Source organism: Aurantiacibacter sp. MUD11, from assembly GCF_026967575.1.
Taxonomy (GTDB): domain Bacteria; phylum Pseudomonadota; class Alphaproteobacteria; order Sphingomonadales; family Sphingomonadaceae; genus Alteraurantiacibacter.
Map to the genome: position 1 here is coordinate 2686203 of NZ_CP114054.1, position 20240 is coordinate 2706442.

The following is a 20240-nucleotide window of genomic DNA, read 5'->3' on the forward strand; positions in this document are numbered from 1 at the left end:
GCCTAGCGCGTCAGGCGACCTGGTTGAAGCGCTCGAATTCCGGACGCGGGCTGCGCTCGAAGATGGAATCGCGGTCGCCATAGCCGATCGAGCACAGCCAGTCGGCGCGATAGCGCGGCTGATCGGCGAAGAAGGCCTTGGTCGTGGCGTCCTGGTCGAACCCTGACATCGGGCCGCAATCGAGCCCCAGCGAGCGCGCGGCGATCATCAGGTAGGCGCCCTGCAACACGGAGTTGCGGAAGGCGCTTTCCTTGCGCGCCGCCTCGTCCTCGAACCAGCTCTTGGCGTCGGTGTGCGGGAACAGCCAGGGCAGCTGCTCGTGGAAATCGAGGTCATAACCGATGATCACGGTGACGGGCGCGGAGAGGATCTTGTCCCTGTTTCCCTCCATCGCGCAGTCGGCCAGCTTCCGCTTCGCCTCGTCCGAACGAACCCACACGAAGCGCGCGGGCTGCTGGTTGGCCGAGGTCGGGCCCATCTTCAGCAATTCGTAGATCTGGTGAATCTGCTGCTTGCTGACCGGCTTGTCGAGCCAGCCGTTGAAGCTGCGCGCCTCGCGGAAGATCTGGTCGAGGGCGGAATCGGAAAGCGGTTCGGACATGGGGACTCCGGGAGGAATTCGGGGAGGGTTTGCGTGGACAACGGCGCAGCGCGCCGAAAGTTCACTGCCGGTCAGGCAGCACGCACTTCCTTCACTTCGGGGACGTAGTGCTTCAGCAGCCCCTCGATGCCGTGCTTCAGCGTAGCGGTGGAGCTGGGGCAGCCCGAGCAGGCGCCCTGCATCTGCAGGTAGACGATCCCGGCGCGGAAACCGCGATAGCGGATGTCGCCACCGTCGTTGGCCACGGCCGGGCGTACGCGGGTTTCGATCAGTTCCTTGATCTGCGCGACGATATCCTCGGTGCCATCGTCGTCGCCCATGTCGGCATCGTCGGCCTCGGGCGGGACGGCAATGCCGCTGGCATCGCCGCCGGCGAACAGCGGGGCCTCGGACACGAAATGGTCGAGCAGCACGGCCACCACCTGCGGCTTCAGCTCCGGCCAGGAGACGCCGGGTCCGGCGGTGACCGACACGAATTCGCTGCCGAAGAACACCCCGGTCACTTCGCCGGTGTCGAACAGGGCCTGCGCCAGCGGGCTGGCCTCGGCCTCTTCCGGGGTGGCGAAGTCGCGCGTGCCCGAAGGCATGACCTGCCGGCCGGGCAGGAACTTGAGCGTGGCGGGGTTGGGCGTGGTTTCGGTCTCGATGAACATGGCTGCGATGTAGGGGCGAGGGCCGCTGGCGGCAAGACTGGCGAAAGCACGGGTGGCGCAAGGACTTCTTGGCCCCTATTCACCCTTGCTTCATCGCTTGCTGACCTAATGGGCCGCCATGACTCTATTCTCGCGTTTCGCTCGCGCCCTGCTTCCCTTCGTCCTGCTGGTTCCAGCCCCCGCGCTGGCGCAGTTCGAAAGCTGCACGATCCCCGCCACGGCGGAGGACCAGCCGCAATATGCGGAGCCGGACGATCCGTGGATCTACCGTGGCACCGATATTCCCATCGACGAGGAATGGCTGTTCGGCGAACTGCCCAATGGCGTGCGCTATGCGGTGCGCAGCAACGGCGTGCCGCCGTGCCAGATGAGCCTGCGCGTCGCCATCGACGCGGGTTCGATCCATGAAACCGACGAGGAACGCGGCTTTGCCCACCTGCTGGAGCACATGGTGTTCCGCGAATCGCGCTATTTCGGCCAGGGCGAGGCGATCCCGCATTTCCAGCGGCTGGGCGCGGCGCTGGGCAACGATACCAACGCCACCACCACGCCGACGCAGACCACCTACAAGCTGGACCTGCCCAATGCGACGCGCGCCAGCATGGACGAGAGCATTCGCCTGTTCTCCGGCATGGTGATCGATCCGGTGCTCTCGGCAGAGAACGTCTCGCTCGACGTGCCGATCGTGCTGTCCGAGCGGCGCGAGCGCGCCGGCCCCGCACGCCGCATTGCCGAAACCACGACCGAAACCTTCTTCGCCGGCCAGCGGCTCGCCAACCGCAGCCCGATCGGTACGGTGGAGACGCTGGAGGGCGCGACGGCAGAGGCCGTGCAGGCCTTCCATGCGCGCTGGTACCGTCCCGAAAATGCCGTGGTGGTGCTGGTCGGCGATGCCGACGAGCGCGTGCTGGCAGCCATGGTCGAACGCCATTTCCTCGACTGGGAAGGCGAGGGGCCGGTGACGCCCGCGCCCGATTTCGGCGACCCGGTGGCACCCGCCGGGGCCGACCCGGACAATCCGGTGGGCGAAGTCGAGGTGATCGTCGAGGCCGGACAGCCGCGTACGCTGTCGTATGGCATCATGCGCCCCTGGGTGCAGGTGATCGACAATCTCGAATACAATCGCCGCAACCTGCTCGGCTCGGTTGGCGTGGCCATCGTCAACCGGCGGCTGGAAAATCGCGCGCGCGCCGGGGGCGACTATCTGCTGGCCTCGGTCGGGCGCGACAAGGTGAGCCGCACGGTCGACGGCACTTTCGTGTCGATCACCCCCATCGGCGACAACTGGGAAGCGGCGCTGGCCGATGCGCGCGGCGTGATTGCCGATGCGCTGGATCATCCGCCCAGCCAGGACGAGATCGACCAGGCCGTGGCGCTGTTCGACGTCGCCTTCGTCGACATGGTGGAGCAGTCGCGCATCCAGGCCGGGTCCGAACTGGCGGACCAGGTGGTGCAGGCGGTCGATATCCGCGAAGCCATCGCCAGCCCGGAAACCTTCCTTGAGGTGTTCCGCTCGATCAGCGAACGCTTCACGCCCGAACAGGTGCTGGAGGCCACCCGCGAACTGTTCGAGGGCGAAGTCATCCGCGCCGTCATGCTCAGCCCCGATCCGCGTGGTGCGAGCGAGGCCGACCTGCGCGCGGCGCTGGAACAACCGGCGGTCGCCCTGGCCGATGCCCGCGAGAACGCTGAACCCATCGACTTTGCCGACCTGCCGCCGCTGGGCGAACCCGTGCTGCCCACCGTGCAGGAACCGCTCGGCGTGCTCGATGTCGAGCGGTTGACCTTCGCCAACGGCGTGCGGGCGATCATCTTCGGCCGCGACAACGAACCGGGCCGCGTCACCGTCCGCGTGCGCTGGGGCGCAGGCTGGCGCGGGTTCGAGGACGACGAAGCCGTCTATGCGCAGCTTGGCGCCATGGCGCTGGTCAATTCCGGGGTCGGCGAACTGGGCCAGAACGAGCTGGACCGGGCCGCCGCCGGCAGCAAGCTGGGCTTCGATTTCGAAATCGAGGACGGCGCCTTCGTGTTCGAAGGCCTGACCCGACAGGAAGACCTCGAGAACCAGCTGTACCTGTTCGCGGCCAAACTGGCCCAGCCGCGCTGGGATGCGGCACCGGTGGAACGTGCCATCGCCAGTGCCAGCATCGGGTATGATTCCTTCAGCCGCGATCCCAACGGCATCATCAACCGCGATCTCGACTGGCTGCTGCGTGACCGCGATCCGCGCTTCGCCACGCCCACGCCGGCGCAGTTGCAGGCGGCGACGCCCGACCAGTTCCGCCGCGTCTGGTCGCGCCTGCTGGCGCAAGGCCCGGTGGAAGTGGCCGTGTTCGGCGATATCGACCGGCAGGCGACGATAGAGGCGCTGTCGCGCACTTTCGGGGCGATCGCGCCGCGCCGCCCGCTGCCGGCCGAAGTCGCCAATCGCCCGCTCAGTTTCCCCGAGGCGAACGGCGAACCGCTCGTGCTGACCCATGCCGGCGATGCCGACCAGGCCGCCGCCGTCATCGCCTGGCCCACCGCCGGCGGTTCCGCCGGGCTGGTGCAGAGCCGCAAGCTGGACCTGATGGCACGGGTCTTCTCCAACCGCCTGCTGGACGGCCTGCGCGAGCGCGCGGGTGCCGCCTATTCGCCCTTCGTCATCTCCAACTGGCCGCTCGATACCGAGACCGGCGGCGTCATCTTCGCGCTGGTGCAGCTCGATCCGGCGCTGGTGCCGGTGTTCTTCGTGGAAGCCGAGGCCATCGCCCGCGACCTCGCGGCCAACGGCCCGACGCCCGACGAACTGGCGCGCGTGATCGAACCGATCCGCCAGCGCATCGAACGTGCCAGCACCGGCCACACCTTCTGGCTCAACAACCTGGAGGGTTCCGCCTTCGATCCCTACCGGGCGCTCTACCTGCGCACGCTCTATTCCGACTATTCCAATGCCACTCCGGCAGAGGTGCAGGAACTGGCGCAGCGTTACCTGGTGGACCGGCCGGGGTGGAAACTGTCGATCCTGCCGGAAAGCGTCGCGGCGGCCCGCAGTACGTCCACCGTCGCCGGGCGTTGATCCGTTTCTAAAGTAACCTTTGCGCGCCGTGCCGCGGCGCTGTAGGAATCGGGCTTCCCCGACATTATATGTGGATTTGGCCCGACGGGGATCGGGCGCGTTTGGATTGGTAAATACCGTGGCACAGAATTGGACACCCGACAGCTGGAAGCAGGACCGCTTTATCGCAAAGCACCTGCCCGAATATGAGGACGCAGCTGCGCTGGCAGAAGCCGAGCGCACTCTCGCCGGGTTTCCGCCGCTGGTCTTTGCCGGAGAGGCGCGCAACCTGAAGTCCGCGCTGGCCGACGTCGTCGCGGGCGAGGCCTTCCTCGTGCAGGGCGGCGACTGCGCTGAAAGCTTTGCCGAATTCAGCCCCAACAACATCCGCGATACCTTCCGCGTGATCCTGCAGATGGCGGCGGTGCTGACCTTCGCCAGCAAGCTGCCGGTGGTGAAGGTGGGCCGCATGGCCGGGCAGTTCGCCAAGCCGCGCTCCAGCGCCACGGAAACGCAGGGCGACGTGACCCTGCCGAGCTACTTCGGCGACAACGTCAACTCCATCGAGTTCTCGCCCGAGTCGCGCACCAACGATCCGCAGCGCATGCTGCGCGCCTATTCGCAGGCGGCAGCGACGCTGAACCTGCTGCGGGCCTTTGCCGGCGGCGGCTATGCCAACCTGCGCCAGGTGCACCAGTGGACGCTGGATTTCATGGGCCGCAGCCCCTGGGCCGAACAGTACAAGACCATCGCCGACCGCATCGGCGAGGCGCTGGACTTCATGGAAGCCTGCGGGGTCGACATCGAAGACCAGCCGCAGCTGAAGACCGCCACCTTCTACACCAGCCACGAGGCGCTGCTGCTGCCTTACGAGCAGGCGATGACCCGGCAGGATTCGCTGACCGGCGACTGGTACGACACCTCGGCCCACTTCCTGTGGATCGGCGATCGCACCCGCTTCGTCGACAGCGCCCACGTGGAATTCCTGCGCGGGGTGAACAACCCCATCGGCGTGAAGTGCGGCCCCTCGCTGGAGCCGGACGCGCTGCTGGAGATGCTCGACATCCTCAACCCGGCGCGCGAAGCCGGGCGGATCACGCTGATCAGCCGTTTCGGCGCGGGCAAGGTCGAGGAAGGCCTGCCGCCGCTGGTGCGTGCCATCAAGCGCGAGGGCCATCCGGTGGTGTGGAGCTGCGACCCGATGCACGGCAACGTCATCAAGTCCGACAGCGGCTACAAGACCCGTCCGTTCGACCGCATCCTGTCCGAAGTGCGCGGCTTCTTCGCCGTGCACCGCGCGGAAGGCACCCATGCCGGCGGCATCCATGTCGAGATGACCGGCCAGGACGTGACCGAGTGCACCGGCGGTGCCGTCGCCATCACCGACGAGGGGCTGAAGGACCGCTACCACACGCATTGCGATCCGCGCCTCAACGCGGCGCAGTCGCTGGAACTGGCCTTCCTGCTGGCGGAAATGCTCAACCTCGAACTTGGCGAAGCGCGGCAGGACGCCGCCTGACCACGCAGCCTCGGGCAGTCGGTGAATAACGCATAGGGTTAATTCCCTAGGGCGGCCATCGGCTTAACCTTACCTCTGCGCCCTATCTCCCCTGGCGAAAGCCTGGGGGAGACTTTGCGCATCTGGCGTCATCTTCGTGAACCGGTCGCTGCCGGCCTGCTGTGGGGAGCCCTGGCTTCCCTTTGCCTGCTGGTGCGCGACGTGTGGGGCGGACAGCTGCTGCTGTGGGCTCCCAGCGGGGTCGCCGTGGCCGCCTTCCATGCCACGCGCCGCAGCCGCTGGGCCTTGCTCACCGTGGTGCTGTTGCCGATGCAGGCGGCCACGGTTTGGCTGTGGGGCACGCCCCTGCCGCAAGCCTTCATCTATTCCACCGCCAGCCTGGTGCAGACCGTGGTTGCCGCTTCCCTCGGCATTGCCGCGCTCGGCGGCCGGCGCGAGGTGCCGCGCCGGTTCCGCCAGGTTGCCGGGCTGTTCGGCGCCGCGCTCATCGGCTGCCTGGTCGGCGCGCTGATCGCCATACCCTTCCGCGCGGAGCAGACCCTTGCGGAATTCGCCTGGTGGTTCCTTGCCAACGTGCTGGCGATCCTCACCCTGACGCCGGTGCTGTTGCTCGCTCGCCAGATGCTCGGGATCGGGGCGCGGGTCCAGAATGCGATGATGGATCGCAGTATCCTCCTCACCCTGCTGGGTTGCGCGGGGCTGGCCGTGGTCGCCCTGCAGGTGAGCGAGGTGGCGCTGATGCCCTTGCTGGTCGCCGCCATGGTGTTCGCCACGGTTCGCTACGGGCAGACTGCCAGCGCGCTTACCATCCTCACCTATGTCTTGGTTGCCACCGTGCTCAGCATCTTCGCTGGCTCACCCATGCCGTTCCTCGACATGCCCGCCGGGCAGGCAACGCTGGTGCTGCAAAGCTGGATGCTCACCATGCGCTGCCGATCGCCGCCATGCTGCTCAAGCGCGAGGAACTGCAATTGCAACTGATCGAGCGCAATTCCAAGATGCACGAGAGCCTGATGCTGTTCGACCTGGCGGAGGAAACGGCGGGGATCGGTCGCTGGCGGCTGGACCTGGTGACGGGCGAACAGGACTGGTCGCCGAAGATGCTGGAGCTCAACGGGCTGGATCGCGCGCTTGCCCCGGATCCCGGCAACGTGCGCCCGCTGCTGCCCGATGGCGGCGAAGAACTGTTCAGCCAGATCGCACAGCACCGGGAGGACCGCGAACCCTTTGCCTTCGACTATCGGATCAAGCCGCCGGGAGAAACGGAACGTATCCTGCGGATTGCCGTGCAGAACGAATTCGACATGCTCGGCAAGCGCATCGGCGTGTTCGGCGTGGCCATGGACGTCACCGAGCAGATCCGCCGCGAGGAGGCGCTCGACCTGGCCCGCGGACGGGCGGTGCGGCTGGCGGCCGAGGCGCAGAAGCTGGCCAATACCGATCCGCTGACCGGCTTGCCCAATCGCCGCTGCACCTTCGGCCGGCTGGAGGCGATGATTGATGTCGCCAGCAAGCGCGGCGGGACGCTGACCGCGATCATGTTCGATGTCGACCACTTCAAGCAGGTCAACGATACCTTCGGCCACCAGACCGGCGACGAGGTGCTGGTGCAGGTGGCCGAGATCGCCCGGCGGCAGGCGCGCGCGGGTGACGCGGTGGGCCGGATCGGCGGCGAGGAATTCGTCTGGCTGCTGCCCGGCCTGCCCGACGCCTCCTCGCGCAAGCTGGCCGAGCGGTTGCGGCGTTCGGTGGAAGCCGGGATCGAGGGCTCGGCGCTACCGGAAGTGACCATCAGCGTGGGGATCGCGCATTTCCGCCCCGGCGATAGCGAGAGCAGCTTGCTCGCCCGCGCCGACGAGGCGCTCTACGGAGCCAAGGAAGGCGGCCGTAACCAGGTCCAGCGCGCGGCCTGACCGCAGGAAAATCCCCGACATTTGGCGACTTCCGGGGTTCCAATCGGAAACCCGATGCCCCATTCAGGCGTTGGACGGAACGGACACCGACTACGGGAGAGGGCATTGCCCCACGCCAGTACCCGCCCGCATGCCGCAGACAGCATGCCCGGCCTCGCGGAGCGCTATGTAGCGACACGCCGTCTGACCGAGAGCCTGCTCGAACCGCTGAGCGAGGCCGACGCCACGATCCAGTCGATGGAGGATGCATCGCCCGCCAAGTGGCACGCGGCGCACACCACCTGGTTCTGGGAAACCTTCCTGCTGCGCGACCACGCGCCCGGCTATCGCCTGCACGACGAGCGCTGGCCGTTCTTGTTCAATTCCTATTACGAGGCCGAGGGCGAGCGCATCCTGCGGCGCAATCGCGGCCTGATGACGCGTCCGACGCTGACCGAAGTGCTCGACTGGCGCGCCCATGTCGACGCGGCGATGCAGGTACTGCTGGACGATCCGCGCCACGTCGACCTGATCGAACTGGGCATCGCGCACGAGCAGCAGCACATCGAACTGCTGCTGACCGACATCAAGCACGCCTTCTCCAAGAACCCGCTGGGCCCGGCGATGTGGGCGGATGTGCCCGCCAGGTCAGCGGCGCAGGAGGACGGCTGGATCGAGCATCCCGGCGGCGTCGCCAGGGTCGGTCACCAGTCCGATGGATTCGCCTTCGACAACGAAGGCCCCGTGCATCGCGTGCTGCTGGAGCCGTTCGCCATTTCCCGCCGGCTGGTGACCAATCGCGAGTGGGACGAGTTCATCGCCGATGGCGGCTACTCGGACCACCGCCTGTGGCTGTCCGATGCCTGGGCCTGGCTCGACCGCCGCAAGATCACCGCGCCGCTCTACTGGCGGGATGGCGAACACTTCACCCACACCGGCTGGCAGGAGCGCGATCCGGACGCGCCTGTTGCGCATATCTCCTATTACGAGGCCGATGCCTTCGCCACCTGGGCGGGCTGTCGCCTGCCGAGCGAGTTCGAATGGGAGGCTGTCGCGCGTGGACAGGATGGACCGGGTTTCGATGCCTCTGCGGGCAACCAGTTGGACGGTGCGAAGCCGCCGCGGCCGGTCGGCACCGGCGAGCTGTTTGGCGATGTCTGGCAATTCACCCGTTCGGCCTACCTGCCCTATCCGCGCTTCCAGCCGGCCGAGGGCGCGGTGGGCGAATACAACGGCAAGTTCATGGCCGGGCAGTGGGTGCTGAAAGGCGCCAGCTGCGCCACGGTACGCGGCCATTCGCGCCCGTCCTATCGCAATTTCTTCTATCCCCAGCAGCGCTGGCAGTTCACCGGCCTACGGCTGGCAAAGGACCTGTAATGGCCGAACAAGAAGGCATCCAGCTCGTCGAACGTGACGAGGAAGGGGTCGATATCGCCTTTCGCCAGGACGTGCTGGCGGGCCTGTCGCAGCGGCAGAAGGCGATTCCCGCCCGTTGGCTCTACGACGACGCCGGTTCACAACTGTTCGAGGACATCACCCAGCTCCCCGAATATTACCCGACGCGGGCCGAGACCGAGATCCTCGAAAGCCGCGGCGCGGATTTCGCCCGGCTGATCGGTCCGGGCCGCGCGGTGGTGGAATTCGGCAGCGGCTCCTCGGTGAAGACCCCGCTGCTGCTGAAGGCCATCGATCCCGGCGCCTACGTGCCGCTGGATATCTCGGGCGACTTCCTGCGCGCCTCCGCCGCCGAACTCTCCGCCAAGATTCCCGGCCTGCCGGTGCATCCGGTGGAGGCGGACTTCACCAAGCGCGTCGAGCTGCCGGCCGAGGTGGCGGACATGCCCAAGCTGGGCTTCTTCCCCGGCTCCACCATCGGCAACATGGTGCCGCGCACGGCGGTGGACCTGCTGCGCGAGATGCGCGCCACGCTCGGGTCGGAAGCGCTGCTGCTGATCGGCATGGACCTGATCAAGGACACCGAGGTGCTGGAGGCGGCCTACGACGATGCGGCGGGCGTCACGGCAGAGTTCAACCTCAACCTGCTCCACCGCATCAACCGTGAGCTGGAAGGCACGATTCCGGTCGACCAGTTCCGCCACGAGGCGCGCTGGGTGGATACCTATGCGCGGATCGAGATGCATGCGGTCGCACAGGCCGACGTCACCTTCGAGGTGGCAGGCGAGAGTTTCGCCATGCAGGCGGGCGAGAGCATTCACACCGAGAACAGCCACAAGTTCGACATGCGCAGCTCCAATACGCTGCTGCTGGCGGGTCACTGGACCCCGGTGGCACGCTGGACCGACGCGCAGGAACGCTTTTCGCTGATCCTTGCCCACGCCACGGTGCCGCGCGCCGCGCCGTGATATCGCAATCGCGGCCAAGGCAGCCTATATAGCTGCCATGGACTTCGCGCCCGTCTTCGACCAGCTGGCTCACTCGATCCGCGAGATTCCGCAGTCGGGGCTGCTGATGGCGGCCATCGTGGCAATGGTCGCGGGCGTGGTCGGTTCGTTCCTGCTGGGCCGAGTGCCCTGGGCCGGACGGGCCTTGCGACTGTTCAGCACCTTCTCGCTGATCGCCATTCTCGCGCTGGTGGTGCTGCAACTCTCGCGGCTCGACCCGCGCTTCTCGCTCGCCGTTCCCGAACTGGGCATGCCGGAACAGGTGGTGGAGGGCGGCGAGACGCGCATCCCCATGGCGCGCGACGGGCATTACTGGCTGGAAGCGGAGATCAACGGCCACCGCGCGCTGTTCCTGGTCGATACCGGGGCGACGCTGACCGCCGTTTCCGACGCGACGGCAGAGGCCGCCGGGCTGGAGGCACGCGACGGCGGGCTGCCGATCCGGCTGCAGACGGCCAACGGTGCAGTCGCCGCGCAGATGACCAACATCGATACCCTGCGCTTCGGCAATGTCGCGGCGCGCGGGCTGGATGCGGTGATCGCGCCGGGACTGGGCGATACCAATGTCATCGGCATGAACCTGCTCTCGCGGCTGGCCAGCGTGCGGATCGAGCAGGGCGAGCTGATCCTCGTCCCCAACAATCCGCAACCCCCTCTGCCAGCAGCCGACTGATTTTGGCCAATTGACCTGAGCGGCGGACATGGTCAATCTCCCCGCCAAGGGAGAGGACATGGCCAGCACAACAGCGGAAGGCGAGCGTTTCGACGTCGCCAAGTTCATCGACGATCGCCCCATCGGGACGCGCGAGATTGCGACGCTGGTGATCGTCTCCGTCGTCCTGTTCCTCGACGGGTTCGACATGTATTTCCTCGGCAAGATCCTGCCCGCCATCGCCGAAGGGCTGGGTGGCGAGTCGGTCGATATGCGCCCGGTGGTGACCTACCAGCAGATCGGCATGGCCATCGGCGCCTTCCTGATGCCGCCGCTGGCGGACCGGATCGGGCGCAAGCCGGTGCTGGGCCTGTGCCTGCTGGTGTTCGGCGGACTGACCCTGTGGGCGGCCTGGTCCACCAGCTTCCAGATGCTGGCCTGGCTGCGCGGCGTGTCGGGAATCTTCTTCTCCGCCATGCTGCCCATCGGCCTGGCGCTGCTGTCCGAAAGCACGCCCAAGCGTCGCCGCGCGCTGTTCATGGCGATTGCGCTGGTGTGCTTTTCCGGCGGCAACCTCGGCAGCGGAATCATGACCGCCAGCTATCTCGACGAGCTGGGCTGGCAGGGCTTCTTCATCTTCGGCGGCGTGGTGCCGCTGGCGGCACTCTTCCTGCTGCTGTTCATTCCGGAAAGCCTGGCCTTCCGCGTCAACCGCAACGGCAGCGACCCGCGCATTGCCGATCAGATCCGTCGGCTGGACCCGCTGGCGCAGGTGCCGGTGGGCACGGTGTTCTACATGGGCGACCAGGCAGAGGTGTCGAAATACGGCCCGCTCGCCATGTTCGGTTCGCGCTATCGCATCCAGACGATCCTGCTGTTCTCGCTGTGCTTCTTCAGCCTCGGCAACATCGCCCTGCTGGCCAACTGGCTGGCGACCTTCATGTACGAATTCGCCAGCCTGCCGCTGGAGACCTTCGCCTTCTACATGATCATCGGTTACTTCGGCGGCGCCTCGGGCACGCTGGTGATGGGCTGGCTGATGGACCGGATGAACCCTTATTGGCTGATCGCGGCCTACTTCGTGGTCGATGCCGTGGCGATCTTCTCAATCGGCTTCATCCCGCCGCAGATGGCCGTGGCCTTCGTCACCGCGCTGGTGGTGTGGAACTTCTGCCAGGTCGGCGGACAGACCGGCATCAACAACCTCGCGACGCTCAGCTACCCGCCGGAAATGCGCTCCAGCGGCATCGGCTGGGCCGGTGGCTTTGGCCGGTTGGGCGGCATCGTCTTCCCGGTGCTGGGCGGGATGGCGCTGGCGGCGACCATGCCGCTGGAAATGATCCTCGGCCTCACCGCCATCCCGGCGCTGATCATCGCCGCGCTGGTGTTCGCGCTGGGCGTGGTGAACGGCGGGGTGATCGGCGGGCGGCAGGCGGCCAAGGCCTAGCTGTCGACCCCGAAGTATTCCGCCAGTTTCGCGGCAGTGAAGTAGTGCCGACCGGCCTCCGGGTCGGGCGGCAGCATGTCGGCGTTCCAGTCGTGCCAGGCGGCTTGCAGGCCCTCGAACAGCTCCGGCTCGCGGTCCTTCAGGTTGCCGCGCTCGAGCGGGTCTTCGGTCACGTCGAACAGGAAGCGCTTGCCGGAGATTTCCAGGAACTTGTGATCGCCGCGCCGCGCAGCCTTCTGCGCGCGGTAGGCGAAGCGCCAGAACAGCGTGCGTTCGGGCAGCGCTCCGCCTGACAGGGCGGTGGCAATGTCCACGCCATCGCTCGGGTGGTCCGGATCGGGCGCGCCGCCGGCCGCCGCCACGAAGGTGGGGAGCCAGTCCATCGTGATCGTCATCGCGTCGCTGGTGGTGCCTGCCTGAGTCACGCCCGGCCAGCGGACCAAGGCCGGGATGCGCAGGCCGCCTTCCAGCAGCTCGGTCTTCTTGCCGGTGAACGGCCAGTTGAAGCTGAACCGCTCTCCGCCGTTGTCGCTGGTGAAGACGACCACGGTGTTCTCCGCCAGCCCCAGCCGGTCGAGCGCTTCCAGCACCTTGCCGCAATTGGCGTCGAGGTTGCGCATCATCGCCGCATAGGTGGCCATGTCGCCGCCGTCGTAGTGCAGGATCGGCATTGGTTCGCCTGCCTCCACCTTGGCCTGCAATCGCGCGGATTCGGCCTCGTCCTCCGGACCTTCCCACGGCCAGTGCGGCGCGGTGAAGTTGAGGTTGAGGAAGAAGGGGCCGCCGGCCTCGGCGCGCTGTTCCAGCACGGCCACGGCGCGGTCGCCGAGCAGGTCGGTCAGGTAGCCGGTGCGCTCGATATTCTCGGTGCCGTCCCACAGGTCGGGCACGCCGTCCAGCTCGTGCGTGAAGTAGTCGACTCCGCCGCCGCGAATGCCCCAGAATTCGTCGAAACCGCTCTTCAGTGGGCAGTATTCGGGCAGTTCGCCAAGGTGCCACTTGCCCACCAGCGCGGTGTGATAGCCATTGTCGCGCAGCAGCGAGGGCAGGGTGGGGTGCTCCGGCGGCAGGCCGGTGCGGTTGCTCTGCAACGGCTCCTCCAGCCCGATGGGCAGGCGATACTGGTACCGCCCTGTCATCAGCGCCACGCGCGTCGCCGTGCAGACGGCGGAATTGGCATAGGCATTGGTCAGCCGCAGCCCCTGCGCCGCGAGCCGGTCCAGCGCCGGGGTTTCGTATTCCAGCCGCCCGTAACAGGACAGGTCCGCATAGCCGAGGTCGTCGGCCATGATGAAGACGATGTTGGGCTGCACCTGCGTCATCCGGCGAGCGGCTGCACCAGTTCGATCTCGTGTCCGTCGGGCGCTTTCAGCAGCGAGACGATTACCCCGCCGACATCGGTGGGGGGCATCACTTCCTCCGCCCCGCTGGCCATGGCGTGGGCCTGGCTGGCGGCGATGTCGACCACCACTAGCCCCACCGGGCCGTGTCCCGGACCCACCGGCTGCGGCCCACGCGGCTTGGGCTCCACCAGCATCAGCTGCGGGCCGCTTTCGCTCTGGCCGGGCAGGGCCATGATGTTTTCGCGGAAGGCCTCCACGTCATAGGAACCGGTGACGGCAAAGCCGAAGGCCTCCTGCCAGAAGGCGGTGGCCGCTTCGAGGTCGCCGGTGTTGAGCTTGATGAAGGCAAGACGCGCGGTCGGTGCGGACATGAACTGTTTCTCCCCGGCGCAGACCTTGGCTTCGACAAAGGGCTTTTGCAATTCCTCGCTGGCTGGGGCAGGGCGCAATCATGCTTCGACGCGCGCTCCAGAATACCGGGTGGCTGATGAGCGCGCGCGCCGTGAACGCGGTGCTCAGCCTTGTCTACCTCGCGCTGGCCACGCGCGAACTGGGGCCGGAGCGGTTCGGCCTGTTCGTGATCGCCTTCACCTTCGCGCAGCTGGTGGTGGGGCTGTCCAGCTTTCAGACCTGGCAATCGATCATCCGCTGGGGGCAGGACGAGGACGACCGCAAGACCGCGACCGGCTTTGCCCTCGCGCTGGACGGGGTGACGATCCTTGTCGGCACCACGGTGGCCGCGCTGGTGCTGGGCTTTGCCGGGGACTGGCTGCTGCTGCCCGAGAAGATGCGCTTCCCCACCTTCCTGTTCACCGTCGCCTCGCTGCTGGCGATCCGTTCCACGCCGACGGGGCTGCTCCGCCTGCATGATCGCTATGCCCGCGCGGCGCTGGCCGATGCCACCACCAGTATCGTGCGCGTGGTTGGCGCCGTGGTGGTGATCTTCGTCCACCCCAGCATCCAGAGCTTCCTGATTGTCTGGGGCGCGGCAGAGGTGGCGACGGCGGCCATGTACTGGTGGCTGGCCGCCTCGACTGAACCGATCCACTGGCGCCGCATCAGCCTGACCCGCCTGCCGCGCGAACGCCGCGCTGCCGGCGAAAAGGCATGGAGCTTCGTCGCCGGCACCAGCCTGACGGGCATGCTCTCCATCGCCAGCCGCCAGCTGCTGGTGCTGCTGACGGGCGTGCTCGGCGGCCCCGCGCTGGCCGGTATCTATCGCGTCGCCTCGCAACTGGGCGAAGGACTGCTGAAGCTGGCGCAGGCGCTGCTGCGCGCGGTCTATCCGGAACTGGTGCGCAACCCGCAGGGAGCCAAGCTGCTGGTCGGCAAGATCACCCGCATCGCCGCCTTTACCGGGGTGCTGGTCATCGCCTTCGGCCTGCTGGCGGGCGAGTGGATCATCACCGCCATCGCGGGCGAGGATTACCTTGCCGCCTTCTGGCCGATGCTGGTGCTGGCCGCTGCCGCCTCGCTGGAACTGGCCGGGGCCAGCCTGGAAGCGCTGCTGGTGGCGCGCGGCCAGGCCATCACCAATTTCCTGATCCGCGCCGTGCCGCTGGCCGTCGGACTGGCTGCCCTGCCGTGGCTGATCGGCCTGTTCGGCGCGATGGGGGCCGCGCTGGTGGTGCTGGGCACCAGCATGGTGAGCGTCACCGGCTTTGCGCTGATGGTGCGCCGCCGCCTGTCCGATGCGCCGCTTGAGGCAAGCGGAACTTCCGCCTAGGCTCGTGATTGACTCAGCAAGGGAACGCCGGGAGCGGACCTGACACAGGCACACGGACAAGCACCTAAAGGAGCGCCGATGCCGGACAGATTGAGCCAATTCCTTGACCGGAATGACGAGCTGATACCGCAAATTCTCGAAATCCTGGCGCTGGCCGGAGCCGCCATGCTGCTCGCCTGGCTGCTGCACTGGCTGGTGTTCCGCGGCCTGCATCGGCTGGCGCGGAGCAGCGACAGCGCCTCCGACGATATCGTGCTGCGCAAGTTGGCGCGGCCCACCCGCTATGCGCTGATGGCGCTCGCCATCGTGCTGGTCGCGCGCGAACTACCCGTGCTGGCAGCCGTATGGGAGAAGGTGGCGGGCTTCGTCATGCCCGCGCTGGTCGGCTGGGTGGTGATCGCCGTGCTGCACGCCTTCGTCGAGACTATGGCGCTGAAGGCCGACATCACGGTGGAGGACAATCTCCACGCCCGGCGCAAGCGCACCAAGCTGTCGATGTTCCGCCGCATTGCCACCTTCGTGGTGGTCTTCGTCACCGTCGGCCTGATGCTGCTCTCCATCCCCGGGGTGCGCGACGTGGGGCTGACGCTGGTCGCCTCCGCCGGTCTTGCCGGACTTGCCGTTGGCGCCGCCGCGCAACCCGCGCTGCGCAGCCTGATCGCGGGGGTGCAGGTCGCCGCGACCGAGCCGATCAACATCGACGACGTGGTGATCGTGGAGGGCGAATGGGGCTGGATCGAGGAAATCCGCACCACCCATGTGGTGGTGAAGATCTGGGATGAGCGACGGCTGATCGTGCCCACCACCAAGTTCCTGGAAGAGCCGTTCCAGAACTGGACCAAGACGACCGCCCAGCTGCTGGGCACCGTGTTCCTCTACCTCGACCCCACCGCCAAGGTCGGCCCGATCCGCGAGGAGTTCGAACGGCAGGTGAAGGCGAACAGGCGCTGGGACGGACGCGTGCAGGTGGTGCAGGTGACCGAGACCACGCGCGATGCCAAGGAAGTGCGCCTGCTGATGAGCGCCAAGGATTCGCCCACGCTGTTCGACCTGCGCTGCGATATCCGCGAAGGCATCACCGACTGGATTACCGACAACTGCCCCGAAGCATGGGCGCGCACCCGCGTGCTGGCGGAAATGCCTGGCGATGCGAAGGCGGAGGGCCTGCTCGCGCAGCCATAGCGATCATGTAAGGGAAGTGGCTGGGGTGGCAGGGATCGAACCTGCGAATGTCGGTACCAAAAACCGATGCCTTACCACTTGGCTACACCCCAGCAGTGGGGCGCTCATATAGCGGGGCGGGCGGCAGGTGCAACCCGCGCCCGCCACCGAAATCAAACGTCAGCACGTTTCCTGACAGGATCGAACAGGCTGCGGTCTTCAACCGCGTCGAAATCCGCCACCGAGTGGCGTTCGGGCATGGCCTTGGTGTTCACCAGCCGACCGCGAATGGCGGCGGGGCGCGCGTCGATTTCCTTGACCCAGCGCTCGACGTTCTCGTTCTCGTGCAGCGAGAGGAACTTGTCCGAGCCGCTGTAGGCGCCGTGCATCAGGTTGCCGAGCCACGGATAGGCGGCGAGGTCGGCAATGGTCAGCTCGTCACCGGCCAGGAAGCGGGTCTTCGCCAGCTGGTTGTCGGCGACCGAGAAGATGCGCTTGGTCTCCATCGAGTAGCGGTCGATGGCATAACGGTACTTCTCCGGCGCATATTCGTAGAAATGCCCGAAGCCGCCGCCGATGAAGGGGGCCGTGCCGATTTGCCAGCTGAGCCAGGAAAGCGTTTCCGCGCGCGCCGGGTTGGTCTTGGGCAGCAGGTAGTCGAACTTCTCCGCCAGGTGGATGAGGATCGCACCGCCTTCGAACACGCGAAACGGCGTATCGCCCGAACGATCCTGCAATGCGGGAATCTTGCCGTTCGGGTTGAGCGCGGTGAAGCCGCTGCCGAACTGGTCACCCTCACCGATGTTGATCAACCAGGCGTCGTATTCCGCGTCCGTAAAGCCTGCCTCCAGCAGCTCTTCGAACATGATCGTCACCTTCACCCCGTTGGGCGTGCCCAGCGAATAGAGCTGGAAGGGATGCTCGCCCACCGGCAGTTCCGCCTCGAACCGGGCCCCGGCGGTGGGCCGGTTGATGCCGGCGAAGGCTCCGCCGCTTTCGGTCGGCTGCCAGACTTCGGGCGGGGTGTAGGTATCATCGGCCATGGCTGCTCTCCTGCGAAGAGTGATCTTTGGATGCAGCGATAGATGGGCCAGCCGCGCATGGCCACAAGCAAGCGATACTTGGGAGCGGGCCAGCCTGGCTTTTACACCGGTCCGGAGGGTGGGATTGCCTCGCGACAAAAGTCAGGCATACTGCCCCCAGGGTTCGCATGGCGCTTGGCCGGGGGGAAAGCGCATGACCGAAACTGCTGCCGCATCGCGGTGGATCCTGTCGCAGAACAGTCGATTGCGGCTGTTCACACTCTTCATTCTCTACGTCGCGCAAGGGGTGCCGATCGGGCTGTTCTGGACAGCCATACCGGCATGGATGGCCGCCAATGGCGCGCCTGCTGTCGACATTGCCTATGTGCTGGGACTGACCGCGCTGCCGTGGACGCTGAAGCTGGTGAACGGCTTCATCATGGATCGCTACACCTTCCTCGCCATGGGGCGGCGAAGGGCGTGGATCACCGGGGCGCAATGCGTGATGATCACGCTGCTGATCGTCTGCGCCGTGGTGCAGCCGGGCGTGGAGGACGTGCTGCTGCTCGGCATTGCCGGCTTCGCCGTGAACATGGCCACCACCTTCCAGGACGTTGCCGTGGACGGCCTTGCGGTCGACATCATGGAGGAGGACGAGCGCGCGCGGGCCAGCGGGATGATGTTCGGCGGGCAGTATATCGGCATCGCCGCCGCCACCGGCATCACCGGTGCGGCCATCGCTGCCTTCGGGCCTTCCGCCGCCTACCTGCTGGCAGCGGGCTTCATCACGCTGATCACCGGCTACGTGCTGTTCCTGCGCGAACGGCCCGGCGAACGACGGCTGCCGTGGAGCGCGGGCGAGGCGCACCAGCGCAACCGCGAGATCCATCTCGGCGCCTGGTGGCCGATCATGAAGAACACCTTCAAGTCGCTGCTGCTGCCGGCCAGCCTGCTGTGGCTGCCGGTGCTGCTGGTGCGCGGCTTCCACTACGGCATGTTCAACGCGGTGACGCCCTACATGGGCGCCAACAATCTCGGCTGGGACGAGGCGGCGATCACCGCCACTGCCGGGTCTGCGCAATTGTTGGCGGGCATCCTTGGCCTGACGCTGGGCGGCTGGCTGGGCGACCGCTTCGGCGCCAAGCGCACGACCATTGCCTTCTTCATCGGCTACATGTTGTTCAGTGGCACGATGCTGGCGACGCAGGACATGTGGGCAGACAGCGGCCTGTTCATCTTCTTCGTCTACGGCTGGTACGCGCTGGATATCCTGCTGACGGTGGCGGCGCTGCCGATCTCCATGCGACTGTGCGATTCCCGCGTCGCGGCAACGCAGTTCACCATCTACATGGCCTGTTCCAACCTCGGCATCACCATCGGGGCGAGCGTGTTCGGCCTGTTCGACCGGATTGGCGGGCTGCCGACGATGTTCGCCATCGTCATGTCGCTGCATCTCGTCGGCCTGCTGGTGATGGTGCTGGCCAAATTCCCGCGCCGCGCCGGGTTTCAGGAGAAGATGGCCGAAGTGCTGGCCGAGGCTCCGGGGCCAGCGCCAAGGGTGAACTGAATGGCCTAGGCTACGGAACCGCAGGTCATTCGGCACAGGATTACCGCTCCCGCAGGAGAGGGACGGACGCCTGCGTGACACATCCCTGTCACCGAACTGAAATACGAGTCTTACGGGCGTAACACTGGCCGTGTTGAGGCGAGGGTGAAGCCGTGCAGCCCTTGCGCGGCCCAGCAGATGGACCTCGCCCTTGCGCCTCGCCCTTGCCCTTGCTGCCGTGATTGCCGCCACCGCCACCCCTGCCTTGGCGGGTGAGCTTTCGGGCGTGGTGCGCGATTCTGCCGCGCAGCCGGTGGCCGGGGCCGAAGTCGTGCTGCCCGAGGTGGGCCTGTCGACGACCACGGCGGCTGACGGCAGCTACAGCTTTGAAAACCTCGCGGCCGGCGAATACCGCCTGGCCGTGGAAGTGGCCGCAGACGTGCGCCAGCACGCCACCGCCGAAGTCCCCGCTACTGGCGAGGTAACGCGCAACATCTTCCTCTATTCCGCCAGTGCGCTGGATCATGCCCGGGCCGGCGTGAACCCGGTCGAAGCCATGCTGCTGGACGTGCTGGCGGCACAGGCCTGGGAAGAAGCGCGCGAGATGACCGCCGACGCCGGCGACGCCGTGCGCTGGCAATGGGCCGACGACCAGGGCTGAACGGCCCGGCTAGTCGAGAAAATCCATGTCCTCGAACCAGGCGGCCTGTCCCAGCAGCCGGCCGTCTTCGTCGCGGATGTTCCAGACCACCGCGTCGATGATCTTGAAGCGCGAGCCGTCGGCGGCCACGCGGACGCCGCAATAACCTTCCACCACGTCGTCCGCTTCCAGCTTGGCCAGCATGGCGGCGCGTTCCTCGCGCTCGGCCGGTTCGGCGGACTTTTGCGACGGCATGCCGAGGAAATCCTCGATATCCATCTTGAACAGGGTGAGGGCACAGGCGTTGGCGAAGAAGAACTCCGGATCATCGCTGGTGTCATGGGCGACGATGGCGCCGGGCGCGTGCCAGAGGCCATTGGCGTCATCCGCCAGCGAATTGCCGGTCAGCCGTTTGAAGCTTGCCAGCATTGCCCCCAGTCTGTCCCCGGCATGGTCGATCGCCAGCTTCTGGTCTGCCATGCTCATACCGCTATCAGTTAGACAGTAGTGAGGCGCTCGGCTAGGCGAATTAACAAGTTACCCGCCAAAGGAATAATCACGCGGCGCATAATTCTTGCTCTCGCGCTCGCCGCGGCACT

The 20240-nt window shown here is 66.7% G+C and carries 18 protein-coding genes and 1 tRNA gene; 12 read left to right on the forward strand and 7 right to left on the reverse strand.

Features of this window, described 5'->3' with window-relative positions; translation table 11 throughout:
• Nucleotides 1-10: 10 nt before the first annotated feature.
• Together OZN62_RS13370 and OZN62_RS13375 are read right to left on the reverse strand one after the other, a co-directional pair.
• Nucleotides 11-601, reverse strand: a complete 591-nt coding sequence (locus OZN62_RS13370; protein WP_269100394.1) for a malonic semialdehyde reductase — start codon at nt 599-601, stop codon at nt 11-13.
• 71 nt (nt 602-672) lie between these two features.
• Nucleotides 673-1254, reverse strand: coding sequence for a NifU family protein (locus OZN62_RS13375; RefSeq protein ID WP_269100395.1), 582 nt, complete (start codon nt 1252-1254; stop codon nt 673-675).
• 118 nt (nt 1255-1372) lie between these two features.
• Here OZN62_RS13375 and OZN62_RS13380 point away from each other — a divergent pair, with 118 nt between their 5' ends.
• The 8 genes from OZN62_RS13380 to OZN62_RS13415 all read left to right on the forward strand — a co-directional run bounded on the left by OZN62_RS13380 (nt 1373) and on the right by OZN62_RS13415 (nt 12203).
• A complete protein-coding gene (locus OZN62_RS13380; protein ID WP_269100397.1) occupies nt 1373-4312 on the forward strand; it encodes a M16 family metallopeptidase in 2940 nt (979 codons plus the stop codon).
• A 118-nt stretch (nt 4313-4430) separates the two neighbouring features.
• Nucleotides 4431-5810 (forward strand): class II 3-deoxy-7-phosphoheptulonate synthase, encoded by a 1380-nt coding sequence (locus OZN62_RS13385; RefSeq protein ID WP_269100399.1) that lies wholly within the window; start codon nt 4431-4433, stop codon nt 5808-5810.
• 114 nt (nt 5811-5924) lie between these two features.
• The gene (locus tag OZN62_RS13390; protein ID WP_269100400.1) at nt 5925-6791 is read left to right on the forward strand and encodes an MASE1 domain-containing protein; all 867 of its coding nucleotides are present in this window, start codon (nt 5925-5927) and stop codon (nt 6789-6791) included.
• Entirely contained in the window at nt 6755-7723 is a 969-nt protein-coding gene (locus OZN62_RS13395; RefSeq protein ID WP_269100401.1) for a GGDEF domain-containing protein, read from the forward strand. The genes OZN62_RS13390 and OZN62_RS13395 overlap by 37 nt, the downstream gene beginning before the upstream one ends.
• Before the next feature lie 144 nt (nt 7724-7867).
• The gene (gene egtB / locus OZN62_RS13400) at nt 7868-9079 is read left to right on the forward strand and encodes an ergothioneine biosynthesis protein EgtB (RefSeq protein ID WP_269100402.1); all 1212 of its coding nucleotides are present in this window, start codon (nt 7868-7870) and stop codon (nt 9077-9079) included.
• Nucleotides 9079-10065, forward strand: a complete 987-nt coding sequence (egtD, locus tag OZN62_RS13405) for an L-histidine N(alpha)-methyltransferase (protein ID WP_269100403.1) — start codon at nt 9079-9081, stop codon at nt 10063-10065. The genes egtB and egtD overlap by 1 nt, the downstream gene beginning before the upstream one ends.
• 37 nt (nt 10066-10102) lie before the next feature.
• On the forward strand, nt 10103-10777 hold the full coding sequence (locus OZN62_RS13410) for a retropepsin-like aspartic protease family protein (protein WP_269100404.1): 675 nt from the start codon (nt 10103-10105) through the stop codon (nt 10775-10777).
• 58 nt (nt 10778-10835) lie between these two features.
• The gene (locus OZN62_RS13415; protein ID WP_269100407.1) at nt 10836-12203 is read left to right on the forward strand and encodes an MFS transporter; all 1368 of its coding nucleotides are present in this window, start codon (nt 10836-10838) and stop codon (nt 12201-12203) included.
• Here OZN62_RS13415 and OZN62_RS13420 read toward each other — a convergent pair.
• Nucleotides 12200-13525: a sulfatase-like hydrolase/transferase gene (locus OZN62_RS13420; protein WP_269100408.1), complete on the reverse strand. Its 1326-nt coding sequence runs from the start codon at nt 13523-13525 to the stop codon at nt 12200-12202. The genes OZN62_RS13415 and OZN62_RS13420 overlap by 4 nt on opposite strands.
• Entirely contained in the window at nt 13522-13917 is a 396-nt protein-coding gene (locus OZN62_RS13425; protein WP_269100410.1) for a VOC family protein, read from the reverse strand. Before OZN62_RS13425 ends, OZN62_RS13420 begins: the two co-directional genes overlap by 4 nt.
• Before the next feature lie 80 nt (nt 13918-13997).
• On the opposite strand from OZN62_RS13425, the gene OZN62_RS13430 reads away from it, so the two are divergent.
• Nucleotides 13998-15272, forward strand: a complete 1275-nt coding sequence (locus OZN62_RS13430) for a lipopolysaccharide biosynthesis protein (RefSeq protein WP_269100412.1) — start codon at nt 13998-14000, stop codon at nt 15270-15272.
• Between the two features lie 78 nt (nt 15273-15350).
• Nucleotides 15351-16454 (forward strand): mechanosensitive ion channel family protein, encoded by a 1104-nt coding sequence (locus OZN62_RS13435; protein ID WP_269100413.1) that lies wholly within the window; start codon nt 15351-15353, stop codon nt 16452-16454.
• 17 nt (nt 16455-16471) lie between these two features.
• Here OZN62_RS13435 and OZN62_RS13440 read toward each other — a convergent pair.
• Both OZN62_RS13440 and yghU read right to left on the reverse strand, forming a co-directional pair.
• A tRNA-Gln gene (locus tag OZN62_RS13440) sits at nt 16472-16546 on the reverse strand.
• A 60-nt stretch (nt 16547-16606) separates the two neighbouring features.
• Nucleotides 16607-17476, reverse strand: a complete 870-nt coding sequence (gene yghU / locus OZN62_RS13445; protein WP_269100414.1) for a glutathione-dependent disulfide-bond oxidoreductase — start codon at nt 17474-17476, stop codon at nt 16607-16609.
• A gap of 193 nt (nt 17477-17669) precedes the next feature.
• On the opposite strand from yghU, the gene OZN62_RS13450 reads away from it, so the two are divergent.
• Both OZN62_RS13450 and OZN62_RS13455 read left to right on the forward strand, forming a co-directional pair.
• Nucleotides 17670-19022, forward strand: a complete 1353-nt coding sequence (locus OZN62_RS13450) for an MFS transporter (RefSeq protein ID WP_269100415.1) — start codon at nt 17670-17672, stop codon at nt 19020-19022.
• 190 nt (nt 19023-19212) lie between these two features.
• Nucleotides 19213-19662, forward strand: a complete 450-nt coding sequence (locus OZN62_RS13455) for a carboxypeptidase-like regulatory domain-containing protein (protein WP_269100416.1) — start codon at nt 19213-19215, stop codon at nt 19660-19662.
• 9 nt (nt 19663-19671) lie between these two features.
• On the opposite strand, the gene OZN62_RS13460 is transcribed toward OZN62_RS13455, so the two are convergent.
• Nucleotides 19672-20121: an MEKHLA domain-containing protein gene (locus OZN62_RS13460; RefSeq protein ID WP_269100417.1), complete on the reverse strand. Its 450-nt coding sequence runs from the start codon at nt 20119-20121 to the stop codon at nt 19672-19674.
• Between the last annotated feature and the right edge of the window lie 119 nt (nt 20122-20240).